Annotated in this window: 14 protein-coding genes; 9 read left to right on the top strand and 5 right to left on the bottom strand. The window is 62.4% G+C overall.

The annotated features are described in order from the left end of the window. Positions 1–153: 153 nt before the first annotated feature. From M5C56_RS31390 to M5C56_RS31380, 3 genes are all read left to right on the top strand, one after another. A complete protein-coding gene (locus tag M5C56_RS31390) occupies positions 154–2,907 on the top strand; it encodes a response regulator (protein ID WP_103497271.1) in 2,754 nt (917 codons plus the stop codon). 134 nt (positions 2,908–3,041) lie between these two features. Further along, positions 3,042–3,476, top strand: coding sequence for a hypothetical protein (locus M5C56_RS31385; RefSeq protein ID WP_103497270.1), 435 nt, complete (start codon positions 3,042–3,044; stop codon positions 3,474–3,476). Then, complete coding sequence (locus tag M5C56_RS31380; RefSeq protein WP_103497269.1) at positions 3,476–3,880, top strand: META domain-containing protein; 405 nt, start codon at positions 3,476–3,478, stop codon at positions 3,878–3,880. Before M5C56_RS31385 ends, M5C56_RS31380 begins: the two co-directional genes overlap by 1 nt. Positions 3,881–3,883: 3 nt before the next feature. On the opposite strand, the gene M5C56_RS31375 is transcribed toward M5C56_RS31380, so the two are convergent. Beyond that, the gene (locus M5C56_RS31375; protein WP_103497268.1) at positions 3,884–4,345 is read right to left on the bottom strand and encodes a TlpA disulfide reductase family protein; all 462 of its coding nucleotides are present in this window, start codon (positions 4,343–4,345) and stop codon (positions 3,884–3,886) included. A 115-nt stretch (positions 4,346–4,460) separates the two neighbouring features. Between M5C56_RS31375 and arsC the strand changes: the two genes are divergently transcribed. From arsC to M5C56_RS31360, 3 genes are read left to right on the top strand one after another with little or no spacing between them, the layout of a single operon-like run. After that, on the top strand, positions 4,461–4,814 hold the full coding sequence (arsC, locus tag M5C56_RS31370; RefSeq protein WP_103497267.1) for an arsenate reductase (glutaredoxin): 354 nt from the start codon (positions 4,461–4,463) through the stop codon (positions 4,812–4,814). Continuing rightward, positions 4,811–5,416: an NAD(P)H:quinone oxidoreductase gene (wrbA, locus tag M5C56_RS31365; protein ID WP_103497266.1), complete on the top strand. Its 606-nt coding sequence runs from the start codon at positions 4,811–4,813 to the stop codon at positions 5,414–5,416. The genes arsC and wrbA overlap by 4 nt, the downstream gene beginning before the upstream one ends. Continuing rightward, on the top strand, positions 5,409–5,834 hold the full coding sequence (locus M5C56_RS31360) for a DUF2069 domain-containing protein (RefSeq protein ID WP_103497265.1): 426 nt from the start codon (positions 5,409–5,411) through the stop codon (positions 5,832–5,834). The genes wrbA and M5C56_RS31360 overlap by 8 nt, the downstream gene beginning before the upstream one ends. Before the next feature lie 148 nt (positions 5,835–5,982). Here M5C56_RS31360 and M5C56_RS31355 read toward each other — a convergent pair whose 3' ends face one another. Then, positions 5,983–6,654 carry a DNA-3-methyladenine glycosylase I gene (locus M5C56_RS31355; RefSeq protein ID WP_103497264.1) on the bottom strand — a complete coding sequence of 224 codons (672 nt, stop codon included), beginning with the start codon at positions 6,652–6,654 and terminating at the stop codon, positions 5,983–5,985. Then, positions 6,655–7,479, bottom strand: coding sequence for a tRNA 2-thiocytidine(32) synthetase TtcA (gene ttcA, locus M5C56_RS31350; RefSeq protein WP_100944198.1), 825 nt, complete (start codon positions 7,477–7,479; stop codon positions 6,655–6,657). Positions 7,480–7,855: 376 nt separating this feature from the next. On the opposite strand from ttcA, the gene M5C56_RS31345 reads away from it, so the two are divergent. Together M5C56_RS31345 and M5C56_RS31340 are read left to right on the top strand one after the other, a co-directional pair. After that, a complete protein-coding gene (locus tag M5C56_RS31345) occupies positions 7,856–8,458 on the top strand; it encodes a Yip1 family protein (RefSeq protein WP_100944199.1) in 603 nt (200 codons plus the stop codon). A 135-nt stretch (positions 8,459–8,593) separates the two neighbouring features. Then, complete coding sequence (locus M5C56_RS31340; protein ID WP_103497262.1) at positions 8,594–9,088, top strand: SprT family zinc-dependent metalloprotease; 495 nt, start codon at positions 8,594–8,596, stop codon at positions 9,086–9,088. A gap of 145 nt (positions 9,089–9,233) precedes the next feature. Here M5C56_RS31340 and M5C56_RS31335 read toward each other — a convergent pair whose 3' ends face one another. Both M5C56_RS31335 and M5C56_RS31330 read right to left on the bottom strand, forming a co-directional pair. Next, positions 9,234–10,415, bottom strand: a complete 1,182-nt coding sequence (locus M5C56_RS31335; RefSeq protein ID WP_103497261.1) for a CaiB/BaiF CoA-transferase family protein — start codon at positions 10,413–10,415, stop codon at positions 9,234–9,236. 149 nt (positions 10,416–10,564) lie between these two features. Further along, entirely contained in the window at positions 10,565–11,896 is a 1,332-nt protein-coding gene (locus M5C56_RS31330) for a dicarboxylate/amino acid:cation symporter (protein ID WP_103497260.1), read from the bottom strand. A 333-nt stretch (positions 11,897–12,229) separates the two neighbouring features. Between M5C56_RS31330 and M5C56_RS31325 the strand changes: the two genes are divergently transcribed. After that, positions 12,230–13,228, top strand: a complete 999-nt coding sequence (locus M5C56_RS31325; protein WP_103497259.1) for an AraC family transcriptional regulator — start codon at positions 12,230–12,232, stop codon at positions 13,226–13,228. The last annotated feature ends 6 nt before the right edge of the window (positions 13,229–13,234 follow it).

The raw sequence follows: 13,234 nt of genomic DNA, 5'->3' as shown, positions 1-13,234 counted from the left end.
AGGGCGTGCGGTCACTGAGGTCCCAGAGAACTTTGCGAGATTTCGCCCCCCGCAAATGGCTACACTGCCCAAGTGGAGCGAGCGCAGGATGCGCGCGCCGAGAATCGAAGATGGGCGTGTCTGCCGGACGCTGTATCTGACGGAGAGTGTTGCGTGCTTAAAAACCTGGGCATCAAAGGCCGCGTACTGCTGCTCACCCTGCTGCCGACCACGCTGATGGCGTTGGTGCTGGGCGGGTATTTCACCTGGCTGCAACAGTCGGACCTGCAGACCCAACTGCTCCAGCGCGGCGAGATGATCGCCGAACAGCTCGCGCCGCTGGTCGCGCCGGCCCTGGGCCATAACGATGTCGACCTGCTGGAGCGCATCGCCACCCAGTCCCTGGAACAGGCCGACGTGCGCGCCGTCTCCTTTCTCGGCGCCAACCGCGAGCAACTGGCCCATGCCGGCCCGAGCATGCTCAACCAGCCGCCCATCGGTAACAGCAGCCACCTGCTGCAACGCACCGGCAACGATGCCACCCGCTATCTATTGCCGGTCTTCGGCCGCCATCGCAATATTTCCGGCGACGTGATCCCGGAGGAAGCGGATCGCCTGCTGGGCTGGGTCGAACTGGAGCTGTCCCATAACAATATGTTGCTGCGCGGCTATCGCAGCCTGTTCGCCAGCCTGCTGCTGATTGCCACCGGCCTGCTCGGCACCGCCTTGCTGGCCCTGCGCATGAGCCGCACGATCAACGCGCCGCTCGGCAAGATCAAGCAAGCCGTGGCCCAGCTCAAGGAAGGCAATCTGGAAACCCGCCTGCCGCCACTTGGCAGCCAGGAGCTGGATCAACTGGCCTCGGGCATCAACCGCATGGCCGAGACCCTGCAGAACGCCCAGGAAGAATTGCAGCACAGCATCGACCAGGCCACCGAGGACGTACGGCAGAACCTGGAAACCATCGAGATCCAGAACATCGAGCTGGACCTGGCGCGCAAGGAGGCCCTGGAGGCCAGCCGGATCAAGTCCGAGTTCCTCGCCAATATGAGCCATGAGATCCGCACCCCGCTCAACGGCATCCTCGGCTTCACCCACCTGCTGCAGAAAAGCGAACTGACCCCGCGCCAGCTCGACTACCTGGGCACCATCGAGAAGTCCGCCGACAGCCTGTTGGGGATCATCAACGAAATTCTCGACTTCTCGAAGATCGAGGCCGGCAAGCTGGTGCTCGACAGCATTCCGTTCAATCTGCGCGACCTGCTCCAGGACACCCTGACCATCCTCGCCCCGGCGGCCCACGCCAAGCAGCTGGAACTGGTCAGCCTGGTCTATCGCGATACCCCGCTGTCGCTGATCGGCGACCCGCTGCGGCTCAAGCAGATCCTCACCAACCTGGTGAGCAACGCGATCAAGTTCACCCGCGAAGGCACCATCGTCGCCCGGGCCATGCTCGAGGAAGAACACGAAGACAGCGTGCAGTTGCGCATCAGCGTGCAGGACACCGGCATCGGCTTGTCGAGCCAGGATGTCCGGGCACTTTTCCAGGCCTTCAGCCAGGCCGACAACTCGCTGTCGCGGCAACCCGGCGGCACCGGCCTGGGCCTGGTGATCTCCAAGCGCCTGATCGAACAGATGGGCGGCGAGATCGGCGTCGACAGCACTCCGGGCGAAGGCTCGGAATTCTGGATCAGCCTGAGCCTGCCCAAGACCCGCGACGATATCGAGGACCTGCCCGCCGCGCCATTGCTCGGGCGCCGCGTGGCGGTGCTGGAAAATCACGAGTTGTCACGTCAGGCTCTCCAGCACCAACTGGAGGATTGCGGCCTGGAAGTGACCCCGTTCAACAGCCTGCAAAACCTCGCCAATGGGGTGACCGGGGCGCACCAGACCGACCAGGCCATCGACCTCGCGGTCCTCGGCGTCACCGCCCAGGAAATGCCGCCGGAACGCCTGAGCCAGCATATCTGGGACCTCGAACACCTCGGCTGCAAAGTGCTGGTGCTGTGCCCGACCACCGAGCAGACGCTGTTCCAGCTCTGCGTGCCCAACCCCCACGGCCAGCTCCAGGCCAAGCCGGCCTGTACGCGCAAACTGCGTCGGGCCCTGGCGGAACTGATCACCCCGCGCCCGGCACGCCTGGAGCCCGTCGAGCCCCTCGGCAGCCGGGCACCGCGAGTGCTTTGCGTCGACGACAATCCGGCCAACCTGCTGCTGGTGCAGACCCTGCTCGAAGACATGGGCGCCTGGGTGCTGGCGGTGGACAGCGGTTACGCGGCCATCGACGCCGTGCAACGCGAAGCCTTCGACCTGGTGTTGATGGATGTGCAGATGCCGGGCATGGATGGCCGGCAAAGCACCGAGGCGATTCGCCAATGGGAGCATGAGCGGCAAAGCACTCCGCTGCCCATCGTCGCCCTCACCGCCCACGCCATGGCCAACGAAAAACGCGCCCTGCTGCAAAGCGGCATGGACGACTACCTGACCAAGCCCATCAGCGAGCGGCAACTGGCCCAGGTGGTGCTCAAATGGACCGGCCTGGCCCTGCGCAACCAGGGGCCGGAACGGGCCGGCGAACAGGGCCGCGTCGGCAGCGAGCTGCTGGTGCTTGACCCGGACGAAGGCCTGCGCCTGGCCGCCGGCAAGCCCGATCTCGCCGCCGATATGCTGGCGATGCTGCTGGCCTCCCTGGAAGCCGACCGCGAAGCGATTCGCCAGGCCCGCAACGCCAACGACCACAATGCCCTGATCGAACGGGTGCACCGCCTCCACGGCGCCACCCGCTACTGTGGCGTGCCGCAATTGCGCGCGGCCTGCCAGCGTAGCGAAACCCTGCTCAAGCAAGACGCGCCCAATGCCCGCCAAGCCTTGGACGAACTGGACGTCGCCATCGCCCGACTGGCCGCCGAGGCCCGTGTCAGTGCCTGATCCATGGCAAGGGCCGGGCACGGCCCGCGTACCATGATCGTCAGCGCCCCCCCGTCACCGGATCGAAGGTCATACACCCCTGCCATTTGCGCGGCGTCTGCGTGCTAGCATACCGGCCATAATTTGGAGGACCCATGGTCGAACACGATTTCCGCTACAGCCTGATGAACCCGCAGCACACCCTGACCGAATGCCGCGCCCTGGTGCCGGGACGCTATCAGGTCACCGGCAACGGTGGCTCGATCCGCGCCGACGATGTCCTGCTGGTGACCCTCAAGGGCAGCAAGGACCTGTCCATGCGCCTGACCGTGGACACCGTTCGCCATCTGATCAATCCGCCCGGCCAATGGGTCGCGGTCGCCAAGGGGCCGGTCTTCGGCGAACTGGCGATCCACCAGTGGCAGGTCAACTGCGACAGCTGCGCCAAGGAACTGAACTTCGAATTCGCGGTGGACGCCAAGCTCGGCACCCCCGCGCAAAAACCAGCCGCCACGGCGCGTATCGCCGAGCTGGGCTGGAAGACACAGGGCGAGAAACATCTGTGCCCGAGATGCCAGGAGGCAAAGTAATGAAACGCGTGGTGATTCTGGGAATGTTGGGCGCCGGCCTGTACGGCTGCGCCGGCGAACAGGTGCACTTGCAGCAGGATCACAGCTACGTGCTGGAGTGGATCGGCGAACGTCCGTTGATCGACAACAGCCATCTGACCGTCACCCTCGGCGACGATGGCCGGGCCTATGGCACCGGTGGCTGCAACCACTGGTTCGCGCCCTACACCCTGGAGGGCGGGAACCTGAGCTTCGGCAAAGTCGGCAGCACTCGCAAACTCTGCGCACCGGCGTTGATGGAGCAGGAAAAACGCTTCCTCCAGGCGCTGGAGAATGTCCAGCGCTGGGATATCTCGCCCATCGAGCAGGTGCGTTTCTGGCCGCAGGAAGGCCAGCCGCTGCGGCTGTGGTCGGAAGAAGGCTGAAGCTCAGCCGCGCAAGGCCTTGAGCTTGGCCAATACGCCTGCCGCGGTCTGCTCGCCCATCAACTGCTCGCGAACCTTGCCCTTGTCATCGATGATGTAGGTCACCGGCAAGGCTTCGCTGCGCGGCAGGTCGAAGAAGTCCGCCGGATCCTGGGCCAGCACCGTGAAACGGATGCCCAGGGTTTCACCGGCCTTGCGCAGGTCTTCGCCCTGCAAACCGTCGAAGTTCACCCCGAACACTTCGGTCGCCTGGCCCTTGAGCTGCTCGGACAACTTGTTCAGCTCGGGGATTTCAGTGCGGCACGGGCCACACCATTCAGCCCAGTAGTTGACCACCTTCCACTGTTTGTCCAGGCGCTCGGACGCGACCTTCTGGCCGTTCTGGTCGACGCCGTAATCGTTGCCGCAACCGCTCAGCAGCAACGCCCCCATCATCGCCAATGCGGCGGCCAATCGCCTTGCCATGTGCACAATCCCCCATCAAATACGTTATCGACTGCGACCCTTTACCTCACAAGGTTCAGGAGCGCTCGCCAGGCAGGTAGAATACCCGCCACCTTACGCAAGATGCGACCCGCACATGACCGATCTGACGCTTTATCACAACCCGCGCTGCTCGAAATCCCGCGGTGCGCTGGAACTGCTCCAGGGCCGTGGCCTCACGCCCATCGTCGTGCACTACCTGGAAACCCCGCTGGACGCCGCGCAGCTCAAGGCGTTGCTCGGCAAGCTCGGCATCGGCGCGCGGCAATTGCTGCGCACCGGCGAGGATGAGTACAAACAGTTGAACCTGGCCGACAGCCAGCTCAGTGAAGAACAGCTGATCACCGCCATCGCCGCACACCCCAAGCTGATGGAACGGCCGATCCTGGTGGTCGGTGACAAGGCGGTCATCGGTCGTCCACCGGAGAATGTGCTGGAGATCCTGCCGTGAGTGCACCTTACGTTCTGGTGTTGTTCTACAGCCGTAACGGCTCCACCCGCGAAATGGCCCGGCAGATTGCCCGAGGCGTCGAGCAGGCCGGACTGGAAGCGCGCCTGCGCACCGTACCGGCGATTTCCAGCCAGTGCGAAGCCGTGGCGCCGGAGATTCCCGAGGAAGGCGCGCTGTATGCCATCCTCGATGACCTGAAAAACTGTGCGGCCCTGGCCCTCGGCAGCCCCACCCGTTTCGGCAATATGGCGGCGCCGCTGAAGTACTTTATCGACGGCACCAGCAACCTGTGGCTGACCGGTGCCCTGGTGGGCAAGCCGGCCGGGGTCTTTACCTCGACGTCGAGCCTGCATGGCGGCCAGGAAAGCACCTTGTTGTCGATGCTGCTGCCGCTGTTGCACCACGGCATGCTGGTCACCGGCCTGCCCTACAGCGAGTCGGCCTTGCTCGACACCCGTGGTGGTGGCACACCCTATGGCGCCAGCCACCATACCGGCGTCGACGGCAAGCGCGCGTTGGACGAACATGAAATCGCCTTGTGCCGGGCACTCGGCCTGCGTCTGGCAAAGACTGCCCTGAGCCTGGAGAACGGCCGTGGCTAGGAAGCCCAAGGTGTTGCCGCCCCAGGCCTGGCTGGAACCGCGCGTGCGTTGGAGCCGTGGCCTGGCGCTGGCGTGCTTTCTCGGCCTGATGGCCTTTCTGAGCATCTATTACCTGATGTTCGCCGACCTGCACGGCGCGCGGCCCTGGGTGATCCTGTTGATCGAACTGGTGCCGTTGTTACTCTTGCTGCCGGGCATGTTGCTGGGTAGCGCGCGTGGACACTCGTTCACCTGCTATGTGGTGAACCTGTACTTCATCAAGGGCGCGTTGGCGGCGTTCGATCCCAATCGACAGCTGTTCGGAGTGCTGGAGATGGCCGCGAGCGTGGCGGTGTTCTGCAGCGCGATGGTCTATGTGCGCTGGCGTCATCAGTTGAATCGGCGGTTGGCCGGAGAAGGCCAGGTTCAAGCCGTGTAGCGCCTGGACTGACGCTTTCGCGGGCAAGCCCTGCTCCTACAGGATTGTGGTGGATACAAGATTTGTGTTCGACGCAGAACTGTAGGAGCAGGGCTTGCCCGCGAAGAACGATAACGCGGTCTATCGCCCGAACCGGAGTCAATGTTCTTCAATGATTGGTGGTGTACGCCAACATCATCGACAGCTGGCACATCGGCCGGCCGCTCTCGGCATGCCACTGGTTGAAGGCGTCCTGCACGATCGCCAGATCCCGCAGGCTGGTGGGCACCTTGTCGACGATCTTCTGCGCATTCAGCGCCGCCACCACGTCATAGGTCGGAACGAAGGTGTCCTTGCCGACCATCCGCAGAAAACGCGGCGCCGATAGCCCGCCCAACTGATGGCCGTGCTTGGCCAGGTACTTCCACAACCCGGTGATTTCAGTGACCGGCCAATCGGCGATCAACGCACCGAAACTGCCCTTCTCCCTGGCCACGTCCAACACCATCTGCGCATTGCGCGGCACGCTCTTGAGCTTGCCCAGGTGACGAATGATTCGCGCATCCTGCATCAGGCGCTCCAGATGCTCGGCGCCCATCAACACCACTTTTTCCGGGTCGAAGCCGAAAAACACCTGCTCGAACACCGGCCACTTGGCGTCCACCAGGCTGTGCTTGAGGCCGGCGCGAAAGACCCGCAAGGCGATCATCGACAGATAACGGTCGTCCGGCAATTCACGCAGTTGCTGCGAACTGGCCGGCACCGGTAATTCAACCTCCAGCGCGGCGGCCGAACCGAAGCGGTTCAGGCAGTACTCATGCAACCATTTGTAATCGCGCATTCAGAGGTTCACTACGTTGACGAAGCGCGATGCGGCGGTCTCATCGATTCGAAGGTGGGTAAAGTCGAACAGGTTGCGGTCGGCCAGCTGCGATGGCACGACATTCTGCAAACCACGGAAGATGCTTTCGGTACGCCCGGGGGTCTTGCGTTCCCACTCCTGGAGCATGTCCTTGACCACCTGGCGTTGCAGGTTTTCCTGGGAGCCGCAGAGGTTGCAGGGAATGATCGGGAATTGCTTGAGGTCCGAGTAGGCCTGGATGTCCTTCTCGCTGCAATAGGCCAGCGGCCGGATCACCACGTTACGTCCGTCGTCGGCCCGCAGCTTGGGCGGCATGGCCTTGAGCGAGCCGTTGTAGAACATATTGAGGAAAAAGGTTTCGACGATATCGTCGCGGTGATGCCCCAGGGCCATCTTGGTCGCGCCGATCTCGTCGGCGAAGGTGTACAGCGTGCCGCGACGCAGGCGCGAACACAGGGAGCAGGTGGTCTTGCCTTCGGGGATCAGTTCCTTGACCACCGAGTAGGTATCCTTCTCGACGATGTGATACTCCACGCCCAGCGCTTTCAGGTAGGCGGGCAGTACATGTTCGGGGAAACCGGGCTGCTTCTGGTCCATGTTCACGGCGACGATGTCGAACTTGATCGGCGCCACTTTCTGCAAGTGCATCAGAACGTCGAGCATGGTGTAGCTGTCCTTGCCGCCGGACAGGCAGACCATGACCTTGTCACCCTCTTCAATCATGTTGAAGTCGGCGATCGCCTCACCCGCTTGGCGGCGCAGGCGTTTCTGCAGTTTGTTCTGATTGACCGAAAGAGTGCCCATAGCTCTTGCCCTAACCCTTGAAATCCGCGCGAGGTGTGTCGAAAAGCCGATTATTTTACCTATAAACCCACGGCAGGCGAAGACTCCATGGCGGGAGCAGTGCTTGTGTGGGAGCGGTGCTTGCCCGCGAAGCTTTTAGCGCTCTCAAGGGCCTTTTCGCGGGCAAGCTCCGCTCCCACGGGTTCGGCTTCCATAGAAAACAAATACGACAATGCGATTACAGTCCCGCCCGACAGTTCGATTTGCTCTAAAGCGTGCGGCCCGCCCTCCCTATACTGCGATATAAGGTCGCATATAAATCCAGACCTGACTTCGGCCACTTGGCCCGCAGGCGCTCCACCGGGGGGCGATGGCAATAACAAAAGGAGTGACTGGCATGATCCATCACGTAGTCGGACTGTTCACCCACCCTGATCAGGAATGGCGACAAATCCGTGGCGACGCCGAGGAAAGCATCGGCCATATGTACCTCACCCACACCCTGATCCTCGCCGCCATCCCGGCCATTTCGGCCTTTATCGGCACCACCCGGATCGGCTGGGTCATCGGCAACCGCGCGCCAGTGATGCTGACCCAGGACAGCGCCATCTGGATGACCCTCATGTCCTATATCGCCATGCTCGGCGGTGTGGCGGTGATGGGCGCATTTATCCACTGGATGGCCCGCACCTACGACGCCAATCCGAGCCTGGCCCGTTGCGTGGCCTTCGCCACCTACACCGCCACACCGCTGTTCATCGGCGGCCTGGCGGCGCTCTACCCGCATATGTGGCTGGGGATGATCGTCGGCACGGCGGCCATCTGCTACACCGTCTATCTGCTGTACGTCGGCCTGCCGACCTTTATGAACATCCCTTCGGACGAAGGCTTCCTGTTCTCCAGCTCCGTCCTGGCTGTCGGCCTGGTGGTGCTGGTGGCGATCATGGCCTTTACCGTGATCGTCTGGGGGCTGGGCGTCGGCCCGGTGTACACCAACTGAATAAAACAAAGCCATAACTGCCAACACAGGCCGCCGCAAGGCGGCCTTTTAACGCGCCACGACCATTCGGCGCCTGGCGGATTCGGAAATCCCCGGGTTTACGGCATACTCGACGCCTCTGGAGATCCGTACAGCATGCCCGAGCAACTCAAGACCCGCGTCGAAGACTGTTTCCAACAAGCCGAATCCTTTTTCAAACGACCTTTCAAGCGTCCTGTGGTCAGCCTCAAGCTGCGTGGCCAGAAGGCTGGCGTGGCGCATTTGCATGAAAACCTGCTGCGTTTCAATCCGCAGCTGTACCGGGAAAACAGCGAAGACTTCCTCAAGCAGACCGTGGCCCACGAGGTCGCGCACCTGATCGCTCATCAGTTGTTCGGCGAACGTATCCAGCCCCATGGCGAGGAATGGCAGTTGATCATGCGTGGGGTCTACGAACTGCCGCCCAATCGTTGCCACACCTATGAGGTCCAGCGCCGCCGGGTGACGCGGTATATCTACCGCTGCCCATGCGCTGAAAGCGACTTTGCGTTTTCGGCCCAGCGTCATCGGTTGGTGAGTGAAGGGCGACGTTATCTGTGCCGACGCTGCCGAAATACCTTGGTGTTCAGCGGTGAAATGCGAGTGGAGTAAGTTTTTTACGTGATGGTGGCCTTACCGGCCTCTTCGCGGGCAAGCCCTGCTCCTACAGTTCTGTGGGGAACGCAGGATTTGTGTTCGACACCGAACTGTAGGAGCAGGGCTTGCCCGCGAAAACGATAGAACAGGCGCAACATCATCAGGCCATGACACCGGCCTCCCGCAACACCGCTATCCGCTCTTCGCTGTACCCCAGTTCGCGCAACACCTCATCACCATGTTCACCCAACCGTGCGCCGATATGCCTCGGCGTCGGCAACCCCTGGGAAAATTTCAGCGGACAGGCCATCTGCGCCTGCGTGCTGCCATCGCCGCGGGGCACCTGCACCACCACCTCCCGGGCCTGCAACTGCGGATGCCCGACCGCCTCGCCCAAGCTGAGCACCGGCTCGACGCAAGCATCCAGCCCGGCAAACAAAGCGCACAACTCATCGAAATCTCGTTGTTCAAACTCGCTCTGCAACGCCAGCTTCAACGCCTGTTGCACCTCAGGCTCGGACGACAGTCCTTGAACCGCCAACTCCGCTCGCCCCAATGCCCCGCACAACTGCTGCATAAACGCCGGTTCCAGACTCCCCACGGCAAACCAGCGCCCTTCCCGACTACGGTAATAGTCGTAGAAACTGCCGCCATTGAGCATCTGCCCCTCGGGCGCAGGCGCGACCCCGCAAGCGAGAAACCCCGCCCCAGCCATGGCATTCAGGCTGAAGGCACAGTCGGTCATGCTGACATCGACGTATTGCCCCAACCCCGTCTGCTGCCGGGCGATCACCGCCGCCAGCAAGCCGATCACCCCGTGCAACGAACCGCCCGCCACATCCGCCACCTGCATCGCCAGGGGCAGCGGCCCACCCTCCCGGCGCCCGGTGTAGCTGGCCAACCCCGACAACGCCAGGTAGTTGATGTCATGGCCGGCACGATCACGGTAAGGACCGGTCTGCCCGTAGCCGGTGATCGACACATAGATCAAGCGCGGATTGATCGCCTTCAGGGCTTCATAACCCAGCCCCAGCCGATCCATCACCCCGGGACGGAACTGCTCCAGGACGATGTCATGCTCGCGCACCAGGTCATGGATCACCGCCACCGCTCCGGCCTGTTTCAAATCCAGGGCCAGGCTGCGCTTGTTGCGATTGAGCCAGGCGTGGCTGGCGGAAATGTCGCGATCGTGGGGCGGCCATACCCGCAGCAGGTCCAGGCGCGCGGGTGATTCGATGCGTAACACCTCGGCGCCCATGTCCGCCAGCAACAGCGAGGCGAACGGCCCCGGCAGCAATGTCGAGAAATCCAGCACCTTGAGTGACGCCAATGGACCTTGCATGGGCTTTCCATTTTCCAGATCGACGGATCTCCAGACTAGGCAGCCCACCACTCGGCGGCAAGCACCACAACGCTCAGAAAACCTGACACAAACGCCCAGGCATAAAAAAACCCATCCGAAGATGGGTTTTCTCAACTTACCGCTGAAGCTTACTTGACGCTTGGCGCCGAGCCTTCGGCTACGCCCAGGTCGTCCAGTGCGCGTTCGTCTTCAATACCGCGACCACCGGAAGCCAGTTCCGTGTGCAGTTGGTCTTCGTCCAGTTCCTTGACCCACTTGGCCACCACCAGGGTCGCCACGGCGTTGCCCACCAGGTTGGTCAGGGCACGGGCTTCGGACATGAAGCGGTCGATACCGAGGATCAGTGCCAGGCCAGCCACCGGCAGGTGACCTACGGCCGACAGGGTCGCCGCCAGTACGATGAAACCACTACCGGTCACGCCCGCCGCACCCTTGGAGGACAGCAGCAGCACCAGCAACAGGGTGATCTGGTGGGTAATGTCCATGTGGGTGTCAGTCGCTTGAGCGATGAACACGGCCGCCATGGTCAGGTAGATCGAGGTACCGTCGAGGTTGAAGGAGTAGCCGGTCGGGATCACCAGGCCGACGACGGATTTCTTCGCGCCCAGGCGCTCCATCTTGACCAGCATGCGTGGCAGGGCCGATTCCGAAGAGGAAGTCCCCAGTACGATCAGCAGCTCTTCACGGATATAACGAATCAGTTTCAACACGCTGAAACCGTGTGCACGGCAGATGGCGCCCAACACCACCACCACGAACAGGATGCAGGTGATGTAGAAGCAGATCATCAACTGGCCCAGTTGCACCAGGGAGCTCACACCGTAGGCACCGATGGTGAAGGCCATGGCACCCAGCGCACCCAGGGGCGCCAGCTTCATGATCATGTTGATGATGTTGAACATCACGTGGGCGAAACGATCGATGAACTCCAGCAGCGGCTTGCCATAGGCACCCAGGCGATGCAGGGCGAAACCGAAGATCACCGAGAACATCAGCACTTGCAGGATATCGCCGTTGGCGAAGGCACCGACGATGGTGTTCGGGATCACGTTGAGGATGAAGCCAACCACGCTCTGGTCTGCGCCAGCGGTGACGTAGGCCGCGACTTTCGAAGCGTCCAGGGTGGCCACGTCGATGTGCATGCCGTTACCCGGCTGGATCACGTTGACCACGACCAGGCCGATCAGCAGGGCGATGGTCGAAACCACTTCGAAGTACAGCAGCGCGTAGCCGCCGGTCTTGCCGACCGCTTTCATGCTCTGCATGCCGGCGATGCCGCTGACAACGGTGCAGAAGATGATCGGGGCAATGACCATTTTGATCAGCTTGATGAAGCCGTCACCCAGTGGCTTGAGGGCCACTGCGGTCTGTGGGTAGAAATGGCCGAGCAGGATGCCGATAGCGATGGCTACGACCACCTGGAAATACAGGGATTTGTACAGTGGCTGACGAGTCGTCATTGCAAAGTTCCTCAAGAGATCACACGCCCGTTATCCATCAGCGGCCATGGGACCTGAAGCACGAACCCTCCTGCACCGGAGGGATTTTTGTTTTTTGTCGAACTGCGTGGGCAGACCTCTTATCTCTTCGCAAAGCCCGTGCCACTTTTACAAAATCGCGGCAAAGCCTTTAGCCATCATCCCTTGCGGGGGTTATCGCGCTCCGCCCCTATAGCATAGATGGCGGATTTCCGCCCATCCACCCCAAAGCACCCGAGGTTTTGGCGGATATCCGCCTTGTCCCTGCGTCATTTCCATGACTAACATCGGCCACCCAATGGACGGAAGCGCCCCATGCGTGAACGCAGTATCGCCAGCCACTTCGCCCGCGCCGCCCTGGAAGGGGCACGTCGGCAGGGTCACGACTGCGCGCCGCTGCTGCAACGCCTGGGCATCGCCGCGCAGTGGCTCGACGAGCCGCGGGCGCGCCTGGCGCCGGAGCAGTTCACCCAGTTACTGCAAGGGCTCTGGCTGGAGCTGGACGACGAATACCTGGGGTTCGGCCAGAGCCGCTGCCGACGCGGCACCTTCGCCATGATGATGCATGCGCTGATTCATTGTCCGACGCTGGAAAAGGCCCTGGACCGTGGCCTGCGGTTCTACGGCCTGTTCCCCGACGCCCCACGCCTGCAGCTCAGCCGCGAAGGCGACTGCACGCGCCTGAGCCTGGATGCCTCGAACCTGTGGGACCCGGATCACTTTCTCAGCGAATGCCTGCTGGTGGTCTGGCACCGCCTGGGCAGTTGGCTGATCGGCCAGCGTATTCGCCTGCTCGAGGCCGACTTCGGTTACCCGAGGCCCGACCACGCCAGTGAATACGACCTGTTGTTTCCCTGTCCCCTGACCTTCGACGCCGCCAGCAGCAGCCTGCTGTTCAGCAGCCGTTACCTGGGCCTGCCGTTGCAACAGGATGAACGCACGCTCAAGCAGTTCCTCGGTCGCGCCCCCGCCGACCTGCTGGCCCGTCCCGACGACGGCGACAGCCTGAGCAGCCAACTGCGGCGCCTGCTCAGTCGGGATGCCAGTCGCTGGCCGGACCTGGAGGCGGTCGCCCAGCACCTGCATATCAGCCCGCAAACCCTGCGGCGGCACTTGCGCGAAGAAGGCACGAGTTTTCAGGAACTCAAGGATCAACTGCGGCGGGACATCGCCATCTACCACCTGGGCCGCAGCGAACTGTCATTGCAACAGATCGCCGAACAGCTGGGTTTTTCCGAGCCCTCGGCCTTTCACCGGGCCTTCAAGAAATGGACCGGCCTGACCCCCGGCGCCTATCGCGCCCAGGAACTGTAGAGGCGC

The sequence above is a fragment of the Pseudomonas sp. MWU13-2862 genome (genome assembly GCF_023242495.1).
In the GTDB taxonomy this organism is placed as follows: Bacteria; Pseudomonadota; Gammaproteobacteria; order Pseudomonadales; family Pseudomonadaceae; genus Aquipseudomonas; species Aquipseudomonas gingeri_D.
The sequence above is the reverse complement of the archived record's forward strand: the minus strand, read 5'-3'. Positions and strand labels throughout refer to the sequence as shown.